Source organism: Thermoleophilum album, from assembly GCF_028867705.1.
In the GTDB taxonomy this organism is placed as follows: domain Bacteria; phylum Actinomycetota; class Thermoleophilia; order Solirubrobacterales; family Thermoleophilaceae; genus Thermoleophilum.
This window is the reverse complement of record NZ_CP066171.1, coordinates 479,118-497,176: the sequence shown is the minus strand read 5'-3', so window position 1 is coordinate 497,176 and position 18,059 is coordinate 479,118. Positions and strand designations below refer to the sequence as shown.

Genomic DNA, 18,059 nt, shown 5'->3' with positions numbered 1-18,059 from the left:
GTCGTGCGGATCGCCAGGGAGGGATCGTTGCGGGTACACACCGGTCGCCGTCGCGTTCGCGGCGGCGGACTTCGCAAGACGACCGTCGCCATTGCCGTGGCGCTCGCTGCCGCTGCCGGAGTGGCGAGCGGCGCAGCTGACGCCGCTCGCACCTCGCAGCGCGCCGCGACGCTCTCGGTGATGACCCGCAACATCTACCTCGGCGGCGATATCGCGAAACCGATCCCAGCGCGCACACGCGAGGAGTTCGAGGCGAAGGCGACCGAGCTTTGGAACGTCGTTCGCCGCACCGATTTCCCGACGCGGGCACGGCTGTTAGCGCGTGAGGTGCGCCGCCACCGTCCCGACGTGATCGGGCTCCAAGAGGTGGCCCTCTGGCGACGTGGCCCCACAGGGGTCAAGGACGGCTCGGCGACACCGGCGCGAACCGTCGTCTACGACTATTTGGCGCTGTTGTTGCGCGAGCTAGCGCGTGCCAAGCTGCGCTACCGGGTAGCCGCTGTCCAGCGCGAAGCCGACATCGAAGCTCCCACCTCGCTCGGTTACGACGTGCGCCTGACGATGCGCGACGTGGTGCTCGTGCGCCGCCGCACCGGGCTGCGCGTGGTGCGCAAGTTCGGTCGCAACTACAAGGCGCGGCTCGTGGTGCCGACCGTGGTCGGAACTTTCACGGCGCTCCGCGGATACGCCGGCGTCGACCTCGCGCTCGGCCGCCAGCGGGTGCGCGTCGTGAACACGCACCTCGAGGCTTTCCTCGACCAGACGCGCGTCGCGCAGGCCCAGGAGCTAGTTGCCCGGGGCGGGCCGCTGCGAACACCGCTGCCGCTGATCGTGGTCGGCGACCTCAACTCCGATCCCCGTGGCGAAAATCCGGGCGCGTACCGCGTTCTCCAGAGCTTCGGGCTGCGCGACACCTGGGTGTTGCGCCACCGGTCGAAGCCCGCTAACTCGTGCTGCCTGGCGCGCGAGGATTTGAGCGACCCGACGCCCGCCGCTTTCGACCATCACATCGACCACATCCTCGTCAAGCCGCGGATGCGCGTGCTCGCCCAAGTTGTGGTCGGCACCGATCCGCGCAACCGTTCGCGCAGCGGCCTGTGGCCGTCCGACCACGGCGGACACGTCGCGGTCGTGCAGCTACCGCGGCGTTAGTACGGCCACGCGGCGCGGCGCGACCTGCGACGCAGCGGCGAGAGGCGGCCCAAAGCGAGGTCGAACGCCGCGCGGGCGATGCATGTTCCCTTCGTGAGCAGCGAAGTGCGAGCCCGTCCTGGCGCGTAGTCGCGTCGCTCGATCGCGTCGGCGATCGCCAGGTACGCGAGAGCCGCGACAGCGACACCGAAACGCCCGCGGCGCAATGCAGGGATGCCGTCGTAGCCGATAGCGAAGAGCGCTCGCGCGCGCTCGAGGGGCGGCGCCAGCACGCTTCTGCGTGGCGAGCTTGCCTTCCGACCGGCCGGCGCGCGGCGACCGCAACCGAGGTAGTCGCGTCCGGCGGCCAGGTCCTCGTCGAGATCGCGGGCGATGTTCACGAGCTGCAGAGCCGATCCGAGCGCGGCGGCCCGGGCGCGCGCGTGCGCCGGTGCGCCGAGGATCGCCGCCACGAGGATCCCCACCGAGCCGGCAACCCTCAGGCAGTAGAGGTCGAGGTCGGCGTCGTTGCTCGGAGCGGCACCAGCGAGGTCGTACTCCAGGCCGTCGAGGAACATCGCGAGCGCCGCTCTCGGCAGCGGTCGCTCCGCCGCCACGACCGCGAGAGCATGCGTCTCGGGTGTGGAGGGAGCGGCACCTGCTAGCCACGCTCTGGCCTGCGCGAGGCGCTCGGCGGCTGTCGGGTCGCGCTCGTCGACGAGATCGTCGAGGGTGCGCAATGCGAAGTAGAGGAGGCGCACCAGGTCACGCTCCGGCTGCGGCAGCAACCTCGCGCCGAGAGCGAACGTGCGCGACGCTCGCGCGATCGTGGCGCGCGCCACGCGCACAAGCGCCGCCTTCGTGATGCCGTCACCCGGCGGGCGTGTCGGCCGAGGCACGGGCGCTGCCTGCGGCTGGTGCGCGGGGGCCGCTTGCGGCGGGCGTGCGATCGTCCGCGAGGTGCGATCGCGCCGCGTGACCGGCGGCCGTGCGACATCTTCGCTCACGGTCAGGGGGTGCGAACGGGTCACCGTCTCGCTCCCTCGGCAGCGTTCTTCCCAGCGCCCGTCGGGCCCAGAAGACCGCGTTGCCTTAGGTCCGCTGTCAGCAAGCGAGCGGTCAGCCGCGCACCGAGGAGGACACCTGGAATCCCCGCGCCGGGATGCGCCCCCGCACCGACGTGGTACAGACCGGGCACCCGCCGGTCTCGGTTATGGCGACGAAACCATCCGGAACCGAAAAGCGTCGGCTCGAGTGCGAAGGCGTTCCCGGCGTACGCGTCGTAGCGGTCGCGGAAGTCGAACGGCGTGAAAACCTCCTCGACCTCGAGCCACTCCCGCAGGTCCGACAGCCCGCTGATCCGCTCGAGCGCCGCGAGCACCTGCTCGCGCAGCTCGCCGATGCTGTAACCGAACCTGGCGGCCGCTCCGAGGTTCGGTACCGGCACCAGGACAGCCAGCGCGTCGCCGCCGGGCGGCGCTACCGAGGGGTCGCTGCGCGCTGGCGCGTGCACGTACATCGCGATCGCGGGCGACGGGCGGCGACGCCCGCGATCGCTACGGGGGCGCCTGGCGCTCTGCCTGGCCGTGGCCCAACTGACGAACGGTCGCAACTCGCCGCCGACCCAGAGGTGGTGGTGAGCAAGCCTCGGTAGACGCCGCGCGAAACCGAAGTAGAACAGCAGGCACGACATCGACGGACGCGCCAGACGACTGCGTCCGCGCCGCTCGCGACGCCGACCTAGAGCGCGCTCGACCGCGTAGGGATCGCCGTTCCAGACGACCGCGTCACAAGCTATGCGGCCGCCGCCGTCGAGCTCGACCGCGCGCACCGCCCCGCTCGACGCGCGCACGATCCGCGCGCAGCGCGCGCCGAACTCGATCTCGAGCGGTGCGGCGAGCGTGCCGACGAGGCTCCACACGCCACCGTCGGGGTACCAGCCGCCGCTCTCGAGCTGCAGCGGCACGAGCCCGCCGTACACCGCCGGCACGCGAAACGGGTCGCCGCCGATGAACAGCGGATGGAAGGCGAGAGCGTCGCGCAAGTGCCGATCCCTCACGTGCTTCGCGACCAGCGACCAGAGCGGGACGAGGCCGGCATGCCGCGCGAGGCGCGGCACCAGCGCGAGCTGGTCGAAGACGCTTGCGAACGGACGGTCGGCGACTTCTAGCAAGAGGCGGTAGAGCGGCTCGAGCTTGTCGAGCAAGCGCGCGACCCCGGCGACCTCCGCCGGCCAGCTGCGCTCGACCTCGGCGAGTAGGTTCTCGCGGCCCCGAGGGAACGACAGGCGGGCGCCGTCGGCCCACTCGATCGTGTAGATCGGGTCGACTGGGAGCATCCCGAGCGCGTCGGGATCGACACCCCCGGCAGCGAGCGTCTCGCGCACCAGCTCGGGCATCGTCACAAGCGTCGGTCCGGTGTCCCAGCGATAAGCCCCAGCGCGTGCCACCCCGGCGCGCCCACCAGGCCGGTCGAGGCGTTCGACGACGGTCACCTCGCAGCCTGCACTTTGCAAGCGGAGCGCGACCGCAAGACCGCCGAGCCCCGCACCGACCACCACTACACGCGCGCGGCGCGGTGCTCGGGCGCGCGGCGACGGCCGCTCCCCGGACGCGCTCCGCCTGCCGACCGCGCTGGACCCCACGCCCTGACTACGGCCGCGCGAGGCTCGCGGTTCAGCTGCGCACACCGATCTTCCAGCAGACCGCCGTCAAGACCGGGGGCGCCGTTGCCGCCGCGGCGCGCTCGAGCTCGACCGCGGGCCCGACCGTTCACGCTGCCAGAAGCGTGCATCGGCGCGCCCCAGCTCGTCGACGGGTTCGGCGTCGAGCACGTACTCGGCGACGATCCCTCCCCAGTCGGCGGTCGCACGGAGATCGCCAAGCACGCTCAGCAAGAGCCCCTCCATGCGTCGCATCAAAAGCGACGGCGCCGGCACCGTTTGGCGTCGCATCTGCGCGAAGAATGGTGACCGCGGCGAGCCGCCTTCTTCGAGCACGCGCAACACGAATTCGGGGTCGATGCGCTGCCGCCCGCGCGTGAACATCCAGCCCGCCGCGGCACGGATCTGCGCCAGCAGTAGATCGGGATCGAACTGCGCGGGGTCGGGGAGGTAACCAAGATCGGCCATCGCCCGGTGCACGGCGCGAGCGTCGCCGGCGATCGCGGCGCGCGCCAGCGCCTTCTCACGCTCGAGGTGCGCACGCGGAATCGCGCGGACGAGACCGAAGTCGAGGAAAGCGACGCGTCCGTCGGGCATAAGCAGGTAGTTGCCGGGATGGGGATCGCCCAGCGCGAGGCCGAGCCGGGCGAGATTGGCGAAGAAGAAGCGCGCGACGATCGCGCCGAAGCGGTCGCGCTCCGCGGCGCGAAGCTCGCGGACGTCTTCGAACGTGCTGCCGCGCACCAGCTCGGTGACCAGCACGCGGCGGCTCGACAGCTCGGAGAAAACGGCCGGAACAGCAGCGAAGGGGTGGCCGCGCCACGCGCGCCACACGCGGCGCTGGTTCTGCGCCTCGAGCTCGTAGTCCAGCTCGTCGCCGATCCGCTCGCGAATCTCACGCAGCACTGCGCGCACGTCGAGCCCGGGCGCTATGCGTCGTACCAACGGCGCCAACAGACCGAGGTTGCGCAGATCGGCTTCGACGGCCTCCGCAACGCCGGGGTACTGAACTTTGACGGCCACCACGTCGCCGCCGCGCGTTACCGCGCGGTGCACTTGGCCGATCGACGCCGCGGCGAGCGGCTCGCGATCGAAATCGCGAAAGTGCCGCGACAGCGGCCCGCCGAGCTCGTCCGCGACTACTCGCTCGACGGACGCGAACGGGACCGACCGGGCCGAGTCACGCAGCTGGGCGAACGCCCGGCGAACCTCCTCGCGCGCTTCGGGCGGAAGGCCGAGCGGCTCGAGCGTCGATAGGGCCTGGCCGATCTTCATCGCGGCCCCGCGCATCCGCGACAGCTGCCGAGCCAGCTCGCGCGCTGCCTCGACAGTGGCCGCGGCGCGTGTGTCGTCGCCGCGCGCGGCGCGGCCGATCGCCGCGAAACGGGCACTGGCGAGCCGCACGCCTTGGCGCGCGAGCGTGCCTCCGAGAGCGGCTCCGCGTCGCAGCCGGCCGGCGGGCGGAGAGTCGTCCGAGCGTTTCACCTCTCACACGATTTACGTGGTTCGAAGTCGAACTGTGCACCGCACGGACGCCTGCTCCGTACTACGTGCGGAATGATCGAGCGCGCGGTGCGCAGCGACCACGGAGCCGCAAGCGGCGAGCGGAACCGTCCGCGCGTCGGCATTTCGGCGTGTCTCGTCGGCGAGCGTGTGCGTTACGACGGAGTGCCCTTGCGCGACCGTTTCGTCTGCGAGACGCTTGCGCGCTTCGTCGAGTACGTGCCTGTCTGCCCGGAAGTGGAGCTCGGGCTGGGTGTGCCGCGCGAGACGATCCGCCTGGTCCGTGACGGGGCCTCCGGCACACGTCTGGTCGCGCCGCGCAGCGGCCGCGACCTGACCGCTGCGATGCGCCAGCTAGCCGAAACGATATGCCGACGCCTCGACGAGCTCGCCGTCGACGGTTTCGTGCTCAAAAAGAACTCGCCTACGTGCGGTCTCTACCGCGTGCGCGTGTACAAGCCGGACGGCGAGCTCGCGGGGCGAGACGGTAGCGGCGTGTTCGCGCAGGTTCTGCGCGAACGCCTACCCTCGCTTCCGCTCGAGGAGGAGGGTCGGCTCAACGATCCGCTTCTGCGCGAAACGTTCGTCGCACAAGTATTCGCACACGCGCGGCTGCGCGAGTTTTTCGCCGGCGCCTGGACGCTCGCCGATCTTGTCGCGTTGCACGCGCGCGAAAAGGTCTTCCTCCACGCGCACGATCCCGCTAGAGCAAGGGAGTTGGGCCGGTTGGTGGCGCGGGCGGCGGAGCTGCCGAGGCAGGATGTCGAGCTCCGCTATCGGCGTCTGCACGCCGAGGCGCTCCGTCGTCCCGCCACCCGCGGCCGCAACGTCGACGCGATGCTCCATCTGCTCGGCCACCTCTCGGACGCGGTCGATCGCTCCGACCGGGTGGAACTACTGGACGCGATCGCGGACTACCGTGCCGGCATCGTGCCGCTCGAGGTGCCGCTCGCCCTGCTCCGCCACCACCTGCGCCGCCACGGCAGCGAGTGGGCGCGCGAGCAGGTGTACCTCGAACCTTTCCCGCGCGACCTCGGTTTGCGCTCGCGCCCCTAGCCTCCGTCTAGCAGCCGCTCTGGCGTCTCCTCTGGCCCGCGTCTATCCGCGCTTCAAAAGTCGCGCCACCGCCGCCATCATCTCGCTGGTGCGCTCCTCCGCTGTACCCGGGCCCTTGCCGCCGACAACGCAGTGCCGAGCATGGTCGTCGAGGAGCGAGAGCGCGACACGGTGGAGCGCCGCTTGGACGGCCGAGATCTGCGTCAGCACGTCGATGCAGTAGCGCTCCTCCTCGACCATCCGTTGGATCCCTCGCACCTGCCCTTCGATGCGGCGAAGGCGCTTGAGGACTCTTTCCTTGTCCTCGCTGTAACCGGGTGCACTCATTAGCGCTAGCATACCCCCTATGGGTACTAGCGAGCACGCCGCGGGGACGCAGCCGGGCACCATCGATCTCGAGCTGGAAGGCTTGCACTGCGCCTCGTGCGTGAAACGCGTGGAAAGCGCGCTCGCTGCGGTCGAGGGCGTGCGGAAAGCCCGGGTCAACCTCGCAACAAACAAGGCGCACATCGAGCTCACCGACGCCGCTAGCCCACAAGCAGCAGCGAAACTCGTCGAAGCGGTCAGATCAGTGGGCTACGACGCGCGAACTCCCGCTCGATCGCAGCGGGCGGCTGCGCCCGCCACACGATACGAGCTGCACGCACCGGAGGCGCAACGCGCGTCCGCCGAACACCACGACCACGCCCATCACCACGCCGCCGACGCCAATCTGGGCAAACGCGCCAAGGTAGCGCTGGCACTGACGGCGCCCGTCGTTTTGGTCTCGATGGTGCCAGCTCTGCAGTTCCGCTATTGGCAGTGGGTTGCCTTCGCCCTCGCGACACCCGTGGTGTGGTGGGCAGCATGGCCGATCCATAGGGCGGCGCTGCGCGCGGCTCGTCACCGCGCGGTCAACATGGACACACTGATCACGCTGGGTGTCGCCGCGGCGTGGACCTATTCAGTCGCGGCGCTTCTCTTCGGGGAAGCCGGCGACCCCGATACGCACATGCAGTTCACGCTCGTGCCTCGGCGATCAGCGGGTGGCGAGGAGGTGTACTTCGAGATCGCTGCTGCCGTCGCTGCCGCCACGCTGGCCGGAAGGTGGATAGAAACGCGGGCTCGGCGGGCCGCCGGCAGCGCGGTGCGCAAACTCCTCGAACTGGCCCCGTCCGAGGCCACGCTGCTAACCGACGACGGCCGCGAGCTTCGCATCCCCGCGGCGGAGCTCGCTGTCGGCCAGCTGTTCGTCGTTCGGCCCGGTGAACGCGTCGCCACCGACGGCGTAGTAGCGAGCGGCCAAGCAGCGCTCGATCTCGCGCTGGTCACCGGAGAATCGCTGCCGGTCGCTGTCGGTCCCGGCGACGAGGTAGTCGGTGGCGCAATCGCCACCGACGGCCGGCTAGTAGTGCGTGCTACACGCGTCGGGGCCGATACCACACTTGCGCAGATCACGCGCCTGGTGGAAAACGCGCAAGCCGGCAAGGCGCGCATCGAGCGCCTCGCCGATCGCGTCGCCGGGGTGTTCGTACCGGTCGTTCTCGCGCTGAGCGCCACCACATTGCTGTCTTGGCTCGCTGTCGGTGAGCCCTTCACCTTCGCACTCACTGCGGCCGTAGCGGTGCTCGTCGTCGCGTGCCCCTGTGCGCTCGGGCTGGCGACGCCGACAGCCGTCGTCGCCGCCACAGGGCGCGGGGCCGAGCTTGGCATCCTCATCAAGGGGCCAGAGGTGCTCGAGCGGGCGCGTCGGCTTCGCCGCGCACTTCTCGACAAGACCGGCACCGTGACGCGCGGCGAGATGACACTCGTCGGAGTCGAGACCTTCGACGGTTTCGATACTGAACGCGCCCTGCAACTGGCGGGCGCTGTCGAGCGCGCGTCGGAACACCCGATCGCGCGCGCGATCGTGACCGCCGCGGCGAAACGGTGCGGAGAGTTGCCGACGGTCAGCGGCTTCCGCGCACACGCCGGTCGCGGCGTCGAGGGAGAGGTAGCGGGACACGAGGTCGTGGTGGCTCGTCCCGCTCTGATCGCCCAACGCGGCATCGACCTCTCCGCAGCGGTGCGAGATGCGCTCGATCGCGCCGCGAGGGAAGGACGGACGACGGTCGTGCTCGCCGTCGACGGTCGCGTCGCAGCAGTGCTGGCAGTCTCCGACGAGCCACGGCCAGAAGCAGCGGAAGCGATTGCCGAGCTACGCCGACAGGGGATCGAGCCCGTGCTCGTAACTGGTGACGAGCAGCGTGTCGCCTCGGCAGTCGCCGAGCGCGTCGGGATCTCGGAGGTGGTCGCCGGGGTCCTACCGCACGAAAAGGCAGCGATCGTCGAGCAACTGCGCGCGCGCGGTTTCGCGGTGGCCATGGTGGGCGACGGGATCAACGACGCTCCCGCCCTAGCGAGCGCCGATGTCGGCATCGCCGTCGGCAGTGGCACCGACGTCGCCATTGAGGCTTCGGACATCACGCTCGTCGGTAGCGACCTGCGCCTCGTACCGCGCGCTATCGCACTGTCGCGCCGTGCGCTGCGAACGATCCGTCAGAACCTCGCGTGGGCGTTCGCCTACAACCTCGTCGCGCTGCCGGTAGCGGCCGCAGGTCTACTCAACCCTGCCATCGCCGGTATCGCGATGGCACTCTCGAGCATCTCGGTGGTCACGAACTCGTTGCGTCTGCGGCGCTTTCGCTAGCGTCCCGAGGGCTCTCTCTATCGATGCGCCGAAATCCTGCCGACCCACTGCTCGAACTGCGCCATGCCGTCGCCGACGCCTCGCGGACACTCGCGGCCGAGGGGTTAGTGACGCGCACGCAGGGCAACGTCAGCGCTCGCGACGGCGACCATATCGCGATCACCCCGGCCGGCTCGAACCTGGGTGAGCTGCGTGCGGGACAGGTGACGATCGTCGATTGCTCGGGCGAACTCGTCGCCGGGCGCCTGGCACCATCGTCCGAGCTTCCACTCCACCTCGCTGTCTACGAGCACCACAGCGTCGGCGCGGTCGTCCACACGCACTCGCCCTCCGCAACCGCCGTGGCCTGCACGCTCGAGGGCGAGCTGCCGTGCATCCACTACGAGATGGTCTTGCTCGGCGGGCCGGTACGAGTTGCACCGTACCGGCGGTTCGGCAGCCCAGAGCTGGCCGAAGTCGCGATCGAGGCCCTGCGCGACCGTCGCGCCGCGCTCCTGGCGAACCACGGGGCCGTCGCCGTCGGCGAGACGTTAGATGAAGCGGTTGGAGCCGCGCGCCTACTCGAATGGCTTTGTGACCTGCTCGTGCGCGCTCACGCCGTCGGCACGCCTCGACCGCTCAGCCCAGAAGAGGTCGAAGAGGCGCGAGCGCAGTTCGAACGGCGCGGCTACAGCCGCTGAGCTTCCGTGCCCCGTGCCTCCTCGATTCAACCAGCGAGCTCGTTCAGCTTGCGTTCGAGTTCGGCGATCCGTCGTTCGAGCGCAGCGACCCGCTCGGCAAGTGTCGGCGCTGCAACGTCGGCGCCCTCCACCGCACCGAGACCGGTTGACGACCGCGGCTCGCCGTGCGGGCCCGGCACCGATGCCGCGCCGTCGTCGTCGCGCGCGGAGCGGCCGGCTGCAAGGTCAGCCCCGTCGGCGAACTGAGCGCTGAGCAGATGCACGTAGCGCCGGCCCCTTTCTCCGGCACGGCGCGGAAGCTGCGCGACGAGATCGCGCGCCGCCAGCTCGGCGAGCACCTGCTCGACCTCTTCTGGTGATGCGAAGCGGTACAAGCGCTCGCTTCGCTGGCGGAGCTCGGCCGCCGTTTGGGGTCCGCGCAGCATCAGCACGGCAAGCAGAGCGAGCGAGCGCTCGTCGAGGTTCAGCTGCTGGTCGAGCAGGTGCCGGTACTTCATCGCCCGGCTGCCCGCCCAGCTCGCGTTGCGTACCCAGCCGCGGTGTATGAGACGCTCGAGCGCGCGGCGAATCGTGTCCTCGCTGTAGTCGACGACCGGATCGCGGTTGGTCGTCTGGTTGCAGGCGTTACGAAGCGCGTTGAGCGTCAGCGGATACTGATCGGGTGTCGTCCGCTGCTTCTCGATCAAGCAGCCGAGTACGCGGACCTCCTCTGCGGTGAGATCACGCATGCCCGTCTCTGACGACCACCCCGAGCGGCGCCACCCACTCAGGCCGTAACGACTTCGAGAAACGCCTCGAGACGCCGTACCGCCCGCTGCGCGCGCCGTTGCTCCTCGCTGCCGTCGGCTGCCTGTTCGTAGCGTTCACGCGCTTCGCGCAACCGCTGCTCGAGCTCGGAGCGATCGAGGTCCTCGGGACGGTGCGCCTCCTCGACGAGGATCAGCGCCTCGCCCTCGGCGACCTGCAGATACCCCTCGGCCTGGGCGAAGCGCTCGATCTCGCTCTCTGTGCGGTAGAGGCGCAGCTCGGTCGGCTCGAGGATCGCGAGCAGCGGCTGGTGACGGGCGAGGATGCCGACTACGCCGGTCGCGGTACGTGTCGACACCATCTCGACTTCGCCAGCGAAGGCCTCTCCCTCGGGAGTCAGAACGCGCGCCCTGAACTTCTGGTGGGCCACCTGCTACACCGCCCTTCCCACGTTGTCGCCCGTGCTTTTAACAGCGGTGGTCGCTGCGCCCTCAGGCATCTTCGCCGCGCTTGCGCCGCTCCGCCTCCTCGCGCTCGCGGGCGTCGCGGGCGTCGGCGATCACTTCCTCGATCGTCCCCTTCATGTAGAAGGCACGCTCGGGGATCTCGTCGTGCTTGCCCTCGATGATCTCCTTGAACGAGCGCACGGTGTCCTCGATCTTGACGTAGCGGCCGGGTGTGCCGGTGAACTGCTCGGCGACGAAGAACGGCTGCGAGAGGAAGCGCTCGATCTTGCGCGCCCGCTGCACCGTGAGCTTGTCTTCGTCGGAGAGCTCGTCGATACCGAGGATCGCGATGATGTCCTGCAGCTCCTTGTAGCGCTGCAGAATCTGGCGCACCTGGTTGGCGACCCGGAAGTGTTCTTCGCCGACGATCTCGGGCTTGAGGATCGTCGAGGTCGAGTCGAGCGGGTCGACCGCCGGGTAGATGCCCTTCTCGGCGATCGAGCGCGACAACACCGTCGTCGCGTTGAGGTGCGCGAACACCGAGGCCGGTGCGGGGTCGGTTAGGTCGTCGGCGGGCACGTAGATCGCCTGCACCGAGGTCACCGATCCCTTGCGGGTCGAGGTGATGCGCTCCTGGAGCTGACCCATCTCGGTCTCGAGCGTCGGCTGGTAGCCGACCTGCGAGGGCATCCGTCCGAGCAGCGCCGAGACCTCGGAACCGGCCTGGACGAAGCGGAAGATGTTGTCGATGAACAGCAGCACGTCCTGGCCGGTGGTCTCACGGAAGTACTCGGCCATCGTCAGACCGGAGAGGGCGACGCGCATGCGCGCGCCAGGCGGCTCGTTCATCTGCCCGAAGACGAGGATCGTCTTGTCGAGCACGCCCGACTCCTTCATCTCGAGCCAGAGGTCGTTGCCCTCGCGCGTGCGCTCGCCGACACCGCAGAAAGCCGACAGACCCTCGTGCTCTTCGGCGATGTTGCGGATCAGCTCCTGGATCAGGACGGTCTTACCGACGCCGGCGCCGCCGAAGAGACCGACCTTTCCGCCCTTGGCGTAGGGCGCGAGCAGGTCGATGACCTTGATGCCCGTCTCGAACACCTCGCGCGTCGGCGTGAGGTTCTCGACGCTCGGCGCCGGGCGGTGGATCGGCCAGCGCTCCTCGGCCTCCACCGGCGGACCCTCGTCGATCGGCTCGCCGAGGAGGTTGAAGATCCGGCCGAGGGTGGCCTTTCCAACTGGGACGGTGATCGGCCCGCCCGTGTCGCGCACTTCGGCACCGCGGGACAGGCCGTCGGTAGAGTCCATTGCCACGGCGCGTACGCGATCGTCACCGACGTGCTGCTGCACCTCGGCGACGAGCCGCCGCTTCTCGCCCTCGACCTCGATCTCGAGCTCGAGCGCGTTGTAGATCTCGGGCAGACGCTCGGGGAAGACGGCCTCGATCACCACGCCGCGCACCTCCTCGACGCGGCCGACGTTCTCCCCGGCGTTCTGCGTGCCGTTCGACTGCCGTTCTGCCACCGTCTTCTCGATACCTGCTTCCACCTGACGTCTCCCCTTGCTTACTCGAGCGCCTCGGCGCCCGCGACGACCTCCATGATCTCCTGCGTGATCTCCGCCTGCCGCTGGCGGTTGGCTTGCAGCGTGAGCTTGTCGATCAACTCCGCGGCGTTCTCGGACGCGTTGCGCATCGCTGTCATCCGCGCCCCGTGCTCGGAGGCTGCGGACTCGAGCAGCGCCCGGAAGATCGAAACCTCGACGTAGTCGGGCACAAGCCGCGCAAGGATCTCCTCGGGCTCGGGCTGGTACAACCACAGCGGCTTGACTCCAGTCACTGCCTCGCCGTCGGCTTGGTCGGCGCCCTCACCAGAGCTGCCGTCGAACGCCCCAACGACCTCGGCCTGCTGGAGCGGGAGCAGCGTGTCGCGGCGCACGAGCTGGCGCAGCGGCGAGATGTAGTGGTTGTAGATCACCTCGACGCGATCGACGCGACCGTCGACGAAAGCAGCCGTGAGCTCGTCGGCGATGTTACGGGCGTCGGCGTACGACGGGCGGTCAGTGAAGCCCGTGTACTCGCCCGCCAGTTCGACACCGCGAAAGCGCAGCGACGAGGCACCGCGGCGGCCGACGACGTGCCACTCGACAGCAGCGCCCTCGCTCCGCCACTCGCGCGCACGCACCTGGCCGGCACGGAGAATCTGCGAGTTGAAGGGACCAGCCAGGCCACGGTCGCCGGTGACGAGCAGAAGCGCGACACGCTCGACCCGTTCGCGCGGCTCAAGGATCGGCAGCGACGGCAGCCGCTCGGCGGCCTCGGCAGCGCGACGCGTCATCGTCCGCAGCGCGTCGGCGTAGGGTCGCAGTGCGGCGATGCGCTGCTCGGCACGGCGCAGACGCGCGGCCGCCACCATCTCCATCGCGCGCGTGATCTTGCGCACGTTGCGCACCGACTGGATGCGGCGCCGGATGTCACGTAGCGATGCCACTTGCCGTCTTCGTCAGCGCTTGCTCCCTAAATCCCGTACCGCTTAATCAGGCAGCCTCGGTCGCCGCTTGCGCCTCGGCGGTGCGACCCGGCCGCGCGCGCTCCTCCTCGGAGCGGATGCGATCGGACTCGCCTTCTGCCAGCGGGTTGCCCTCGGCGTCGAAGTCGGGGCCGAAATCGTCGATCGCGTCGGCGATCGCACGCCCGAGCTGCGCCTCGATCTCGTCGTCCCACTGGCCGGCGGCGATGCGCTCCATGAGGTCCTTGTTCTCGGCGTGGAGCCGCGCCAACAGGAAGCGGTGGAACTCCTGCACCCGCTCGGTCTTGATGCGGTCGAGCCAGCCGCCGGTACCGGAATAAATCGCTGCGACCTGGTCCTCAACCGCCCACGGCTCGCGCTCGCCCTGTTTGAGCGTCTCGACCAGGCGCTCGCCGCGCGCCAGCGTGCGCTGTGTTTCGGGGTCGAGCTCGGACCCGAACTGGGCGAAGGCTTCGAGCTCGCGGTACTGCGACAGCTCGAGACGCAGGCGACCGGCGACCTTCTTCATCGGCAAGGTCTGTGCCGAACCGCCGACGCGCGACACCGAAATTCCAACGTTGATCGCCGGGCGAACACCGGCGCGGAACAGGTCGGCCTCGAGGTAGATCTGGCCGTCGGTGATCGAGATGACGTTGGTCGGGATGTACGCCGACACGTCGCCAGCCTGCGTTTCGATGATCGGCAGAGCAGTGAGCGAACCGCCGCCCAGCTCGTCGGAGAGCTTCACCGCCCGCTCGAGCAGCCGCGAGTGCAGATAGAAGACGTCGCCGGGGTACGCCTCGCGGCCGGGCGGACGGCGCAGTAGCAGCGACATCTGCCGGTAGGCGTAGGCGTGCTTGGTGAGGTCGTCGTAGATGACGAGCGCGTGACGGCCGGAGTAGAGGTAGTGCTCGGCCATCGCGCAGCCGGCGTACGGCGCGAGGTACTTGATCGGCGCCGCCTCGTCGGCCGGGGCGGCGACGATGATCGTGTGCTCGAGCGCGCCGTGCTCCTCGAGCTGCTGTGCCACATCGACGACCGTCGCCATCCGCTGCCCGATCGCGACGTAAACGCAGATCAGGTCCTTGTCCTTGTTGTTGATGATCGTGTCGATGCAGATCGACGTCTTGCCGGTCTGGCGGTCGCCGATGATCAGCTCGCGCTGGCCGCGGCCGACGTTCGTCATCGCGTCGATCGCCTTGATGCCGGTGAGCATCGGCTCCTTGACCGGCTGGCGCTGAACGACGCCTGGCGCTTTGAACTCGGCCGGTCGCGTTTCGGTGGTGTGGACATCGCCTTTGCCGTCGAGGGGACGACCGAGCGGGTCGACGATGCGGCCGAGCAGTGCGTCACCCACCGGCACCTCGAGCAGCCGGCGGGTGCGCTTGACCTGGTCGCCCTCCTCGATGCGGTCCCAGGGACCGAAGAGCACGGCACCGACGTTGTCGGACTCGAGGTTCAGCGCCAGACCGGTGACGCCGTGCGGGAGCTCGAGAAGCTCCATCGACATGCAGTCGTCGAGGCCGTGGATACGACAGATGCCGTCGGCGACCGAGATGACCGTACCGACCTCGGCGAGCTCGGCGGCGGAGCCTTCGAGCCCCTCGATACGGCTGCGCAGGATGCTCGTTATCTCGTCGGGTCGGATCTGGATCTGCATCGGCTGGAAGTCCCCTCCTAGGCGGCGGAAGCCACCTCTCGCTTCAGTCTCTCCAAACGGTTGCGGACGCTCGCGTCGAGCACGACGTTGCCGACGCGCACTACGAGTCCCCCGATCAGCTCGGGATCGACGCGGCGCGCCAGACGCACACGCCGTCCCGTCTGCTGCTCGATGCGCTGGCCGATTTCGCGCACAAGCCCCTCGTCGAGTTCGATCGCTGCAGCCACCTCGACGTCGAGCAGGCGGTTGTGCTCGGCCCACAAGCGGTCGAACTCGCGGCGGATGCGGTCGAGCAGCGGGAAGCGGTGGCGCTCGGCGAGCAGCTCGAGGAAGCGCACGAGACGCTCGTCGGCGCCGTGCACGACCTTGCGAACACCGGCACGCTTCTCGTCGCGCGAGAAGTACGGCGAGTTGAAGAAGAGCCGCAGCTCGCGACTCTCGCGCAGCCCGCGCGCCAGCGCTTCGAGCTCGTCGCGGATACGGTCGAGCACGCCCGCGTCGCGCGCCGACTCGAAGAGCGCGCGGGCGTAGTTGCGAGCGAGCTCGTCCACGCCTCCGCTACCTCCCGCTCGCGTTCGTCCCGCCTTCGCCCGCGCTACCGCCCTGCGGGGCCAGGGCCGCGAAGTCGAGCTCGCGCAAAGCGTCCTCGATCATCCGCTTGTGGTCGTCCGGGGTCAGCGAGCGCCGGGTGATCTTCTCGGTCACCTCGACCGTGAGCTCGGCGACCTCGCGGCGGATCTGGTCGAGCGCGCGCCGCGTTTCCGCTTCGATGTCACGGCGCGCCGCAGCGAGCAGCTCCTCGCGCTGTTTGCGGCCTTCCTCGCGCGCGCGGTCGACCTCTTCCTCGGCCGCCCGCTGTGCCCGCACGAGGATGTCCTCGGCCTGTTCGCGCGCCTCGCGCAGACGCGCGCGGTACTCCTCGACGAGGGCGTCGGCCTCGCGCTTGGCCCGCTCGGCGCGCTCGAGCGACTCCTCGATCTCGCGTCGGCGCCGGTCGAGCGCCTGCGCGATCTGCGGAAACGCGTAGCGGTTGAGCAGCCAGAGCGTGACGCCAAAGGCGACGAGCGTCCAGATCATCAGCCCGACGCTGGGCGAGATCAGGAAGCTCGAGTCGCCGCCGCCTTCAGCGGCGAGCGGCAGCGCGAGCGAACTGATGTCGATCGGCCCGATCACCTGCTCACAGGAAGAACGCGATCAATCCGAAGATCGCTGCGTAGAAGACCACCGCCTCGATCAGCGCGAACGCGAGCCACTGGATGCTCGTGATCTCCTGACGCAGCTCGGGCTGGCGCGCGACCGCCTCGATCACGCGGCCGAACATGATGCCGAGACCGATACCGACGCCGAGCGAACCGAGACCGGCGCCGACACCGAGCGCGATCGACTTGAGACCGGAGTCGCTGACCTCGGCCAGGGGCAGAAGCAGATCGGCGATCAAGCTGTCCTCCTTCCTTTCAGTGACCCTCGGCGGTTGCCTCGCCGAAGTAGATGGACGTGAGCGTGGCGAAGATGAACGCCTGCAGCGTCGCCACTAGGACGACCTCGAAGACGAAGAAGAAGACCGCGAGCGGCAGCGTCACCCAGGCGATCGCGGCGACGCCGAGCAGCACCGCCAGACCGCCGGCCATGAACAGGATCATCAGGTGGCCGGCGAGCATGTTCGCGAAGAGCCGGACCGAAAGCGAGATCAACCGCACCGAGTGCGAGATCAGCTCGATCGCGAACATCATCGGGCGCATCGCCGCCGGCGTCCCGGAGGGAATCCAGGAAGACAGGTACGCAGCCAGCCCCTTCTCGCGGATCCCCTCGAGGTGGTACGAGAGCCAAACGACCGCCGCGAGCACCAGCGGCACGGAGAGGTTGGCGGTGGCGGCGTAGATCGCGAACGCCGGGAACTCGATACCGAAGACTGCGACCGTGGCGTGGGTGTTGATCGGCAGCGGGATGTAACCAACGAGGTTCGAAACCCAGATGAAGAAGAAGAGGGCACCGACGAACGGGAACCAGCGCGCAGCCATCTGCGGCGACATGTTCTGGCGCGCGATCGTCGTGTAGGTGAGGTCGTAGAGCGCCTCTACCGCTGCCTGCACACGGTTCGGCCGCGCCTGCATGCGGCGCGCGATCCAGGTCATGAAGGCGACCGTCAAAAGGCACGAGATCACCAGGTAGAGCACCGCCTTGTTGATGCTCAGATCGATGCCGGCGACCTTGATCTCGACCCACGGGTCGAGGCGGAACTCCTCGACCGGTTTAAAGCTTTCGTTCTTGCCCTCGGACGGGAAGAGCAGCAGCAGCGCGACCGTGACGGCGAGGTAGATGCCGAGGCCGAGCATGACCTTGGCGCGCACGCTCATCGCGCGAACCGCCGCGCTCACCGTGCTGCCTCCACTTTCACGCCGCGCAACCGCCTCGGCAGCTCGACCGCCAAACGCGCGTTGACGGCTAGCGCGACGAGCAGCGCCGCGACGAGGCCGGCGCGGCGGTCGATCACGCCCGCCGCGAGCAGACCGAAGGCGACCATCCAGGCGCGCAGCAGAAGTCCTGCGGCGAGAATGCCGAGACCGGCCTTGGCTCGCCCGAGAGCGAGCGCCCGCCGCGCCGTGAGATCGCCGGCGACGCGCTGCGCGACCCACACGCCGCTGCCGATGGCGATGCCGAGCGCGGGAGCGCCGACGAGCGCGGCAACCGACACCGCGGCTGCCAGCACGGCGAGGTCGAGGAGCTCGACGAGGCGACTTGTCGGGGCGGCAGCCATCGGCTCAGAGATCCCTAAAGCGTGCGCGGACAAGCGCTACCCCGACCACCGCGCCTGCGAATAGACCGACGAGCCCGACGAGGACGGGGGCACCGACAATCTCCCCGACGCCCAACCCGAGCGCTGCGAACAGAAGCATCGCACCCACCAGCGTGAGCCCTGCGCCCGCAGGGTTCAGGGGTGATGGGTCGGTCATCGTTGCTGTACCCGTTCTGCATGGCTTCGAGAGATGGCAGCGAACCGC

19 protein-coding genes are annotated in these 18,059 nt (G+C 69.3%); 4 read left to right on the top strand and 15 right to left on the bottom strand.

The genetic code is table 11. The annotated features are described in order from the left end of the window. Nucleotides 1-3: 3 nt before the first annotated feature. Nucleotides 4-1,152: an endonuclease/exonuclease/phosphatase family protein gene (locus tag JDY09_RS02345; protein WP_274717398.1), complete on the top strand. Its 1,149-nt coding sequence runs from the start codon at nt 4-6 to the stop codon at nt 1,150-1,152. Here the strand turns inward: JDY09_RS02345 and JDY09_RS02340 are convergent. The 3 genes from JDY09_RS02340 to JDY09_RS02330 all read right to left on the bottom strand — a co-directional run bounded on the left by JDY09_RS02340 (nt 1,149) and on the right by JDY09_RS02330 (nt 5,278). Beyond that, complete coding sequence (locus tag JDY09_RS02340) at nt 1,149-2,162, bottom strand: squalene/phytoene synthase family protein (protein WP_274717397.1); 1,014 nt, start codon at nt 2,160-2,162, stop codon at nt 1,149-1,151. The two genes, JDY09_RS02345 and JDY09_RS02340, sit on opposite strands and share 4 nt — an antisense overlap. Then, the gene (crtI, locus tag JDY09_RS02335) at nt 2,159-3,775 is read right to left on the bottom strand and encodes a phytoene desaturase family protein (RefSeq protein WP_342455265.1); all 1,617 of its coding nucleotides are present in this window, start codon (nt 3,773-3,775) and stop codon (nt 2,159-2,161) included. The genes JDY09_RS02340 and crtI overlap by 4 nt, the downstream gene beginning before the upstream one ends. A 66-nt stretch (nt 3,776-3,841) precedes the next feature. Then, nucleotides 3,842-5,278, bottom strand: coding sequence for an ABC1 kinase family protein (locus JDY09_RS02330; RefSeq protein WP_274717395.1), 1,437 nt, complete (start codon nt 5,276-5,278; stop codon nt 3,842-3,844). 72 nt (nt 5,279-5,350) lie between these two features. Between JDY09_RS02330 and JDY09_RS02325 the strand changes: the two genes are divergently transcribed. Then, nucleotides 5,351-6,352, top strand: coding sequence for a YbgA family protein (locus JDY09_RS02325; RefSeq protein ID WP_274717394.1), 1,002 nt, complete (start codon nt 5,351-5,353; stop codon nt 6,350-6,352). A 42-nt stretch (nt 6,353-6,394) separates the two neighbouring features. On the opposite strand, the gene JDY09_RS02320 is transcribed toward JDY09_RS02325, so the two are convergent. Then, nucleotides 6,395-6,679, bottom strand: coding sequence for a metal-sensitive transcriptional regulator (locus tag JDY09_RS02320; protein WP_274717393.1), 285 nt, complete (start codon nt 6,677-6,679; stop codon nt 6,395-6,397). A 19-nt stretch (nt 6,680-6,698) separates the two neighbouring features. Here JDY09_RS02320 and JDY09_RS02315 point away from each other — a divergent pair, with 19 nt between their 5' ends. Both JDY09_RS02315 and JDY09_RS02310 read left to right on the top strand, forming a co-directional pair. Continuing rightward, nucleotides 6,699-9,020, top strand: a complete 2,322-nt coding sequence (locus tag JDY09_RS02315; protein ID WP_274717392.1) for a heavy metal translocating P-type ATPase — start codon at nt 6,699-6,701, stop codon at nt 9,018-9,020. A 23-nt stretch (nt 9,021-9,043) separates the two neighbouring features. Then, nucleotides 9,044-9,700 (top strand): class II aldolase/adducin family protein, encoded by a 657-nt coding sequence (locus tag JDY09_RS02310; RefSeq protein ID WP_274717391.1) that lies wholly within the window; start codon nt 9,044-9,046, stop codon nt 9,698-9,700. Between the two features lie 26 nt (nt 9,701-9,726). On the opposite strand, the gene JDY09_RS02305 is transcribed toward JDY09_RS02310, so the two are convergent. From JDY09_RS02305 to JDY09_RS02255, 11 genes are all read right to left on the bottom strand, one after another. Further along, nucleotides 9,727-10,428, bottom strand: a complete 702-nt coding sequence (locus tag JDY09_RS02305; RefSeq protein ID WP_274717390.1) for a YceH family protein — start codon at nt 10,426-10,428, stop codon at nt 9,727-9,729. 38 nt (nt 10,429-10,466) lie between these two features. Further along, on the bottom strand, nt 10,467-10,877 hold the full coding sequence (gene atpC, locus JDY09_RS02300) for an ATP synthase F1 subunit epsilon (RefSeq protein WP_274717389.1): 411 nt from the start codon (nt 10,875-10,877) through the stop codon (nt 10,467-10,469). Between the two features lie 61 nt (nt 10,878-10,938). Further along, the gene (gene atpD, locus JDY09_RS02295) at nt 10,939-12,417 is read right to left on the bottom strand and encodes a F0F1 ATP synthase subunit beta (protein WP_274717983.1); all 1,479 of its coding nucleotides are present in this window, start codon (nt 12,415-12,417) and stop codon (nt 10,939-10,941) included. 41 nt (nt 12,418-12,458) lie between these two features. After that, entirely contained in the window at nt 12,459-13,382 is a 924-nt protein-coding gene (locus JDY09_RS02290) for a F0F1 ATP synthase subunit gamma (RefSeq protein ID WP_274717388.1), read from the bottom strand. Between the two features lie 46 nt (nt 13,383-13,428). Further along, nucleotides 13,429-15,054 (bottom strand): F0F1 ATP synthase subunit alpha, encoded by a 1,626-nt coding sequence (gene atpA, locus JDY09_RS02285; protein ID WP_428837458.1) that lies wholly within the window; start codon nt 15,052-15,054, stop codon nt 13,429-13,431. A gap of 23 nt (nt 15,055-15,077) precedes the next feature. After that, nucleotides 15,078-15,611, bottom strand: coding sequence for a F0F1 ATP synthase subunit delta (locus tag JDY09_RS02280; protein WP_274717386.1), 534 nt, complete (start codon nt 15,609-15,611; stop codon nt 15,078-15,080). 7 nt (nt 15,612-15,618) lie between these two features. After that, nucleotides 15,619-16,233, bottom strand: coding sequence for a F0F1 ATP synthase subunit B (gene atpF / locus JDY09_RS02275; protein WP_274717385.1), 615 nt, complete (start codon nt 16,231-16,233; stop codon nt 15,619-15,621). A 4-nt stretch (nt 16,234-16,237) separates the two neighbouring features. Then, complete coding sequence (locus JDY09_RS02270) at nt 16,238-16,498, bottom strand: ATP synthase F0 subunit C (RefSeq protein ID WP_274717384.1); 261 nt, start codon at nt 16,496-16,498, stop codon at nt 16,238-16,240. 16 nt (nt 16,499-16,514) lie between these two features. Beyond that, a complete protein-coding gene (gene atpB, locus JDY09_RS02265; RefSeq protein WP_274717383.1) occupies nt 16,515-17,435 on the bottom strand; it encodes a F0F1 ATP synthase subunit A in 921 nt (306 codons plus the stop codon). Then, complete coding sequence (locus tag JDY09_RS02260) at nt 17,432-17,815, bottom strand: hypothetical protein (RefSeq protein ID WP_274717381.1); 384 nt, start codon at nt 17,813-17,815, stop codon at nt 17,432-17,434. Before JDY09_RS02260 ends, atpB begins: the two co-directional genes overlap by 4 nt. A gap of 4 nt (nt 17,816-17,819) precedes the next feature. Further along, entirely contained in the window at nt 17,820-18,011 is a 192-nt protein-coding gene (locus JDY09_RS02255; RefSeq protein ID WP_274717379.1) for a hypothetical protein, read from the bottom strand. Nucleotides 18,012-18,059: the final 48 nt, after the last annotated feature.

Excerpts from the sequence above, each read along its gene's own strand:
- JDY09_RS02325 (WP_274717394.1), top strand. The coding sequence starts at position 5,351 with ATGATCGAGCGCGCGGTGCGCAGCGACCACGGAGCCGCAAGCGGCGAG.
- JDY09_RS02305 (WP_274717390.1), bottom strand. The coding sequence starts at position 10,428 with ATGCGTGATCTCACCGCAGAGGAGGTCCGCGTACTCGGCTGCTTGATC.
- JDY09_RS02260 (WP_274717381.1), bottom strand. The coding sequence starts at position 17,815 with ATGGCTGCCGCCCCGACAAGTCGCCTCGTCGAGCTCCTCGACCTCGCC.
- JDY09_RS02255 (WP_274717379.1), bottom strand. The coding sequence starts at position 18,011 with ATGACCGACCCATCACCCCTGAACCCTGCGGGCGCAGGGCTCACGCTG.
- JDY09_RS02320 (WP_274717393.1), bottom strand. The coding sequence starts at position 6,679 with ATGAGTGCACCCGGTTACAGCGAGGACAAGGAAAGAGTCCTCAAGCGC.
- JDY09_RS02315 (WP_274717392.1), top strand. The coding sequence starts at position 6,699 with ATGGGTACTAGCGAGCACGCCGCGGGGACGCAGCCGGGCACCATCGAT.
- JDY09_RS02310 (WP_274717391.1), top strand. The coding sequence starts at position 9,044 with ATGCGCCGAAATCCTGCCGACCCACTGCTCGAACTGCGCCATGCCGTC.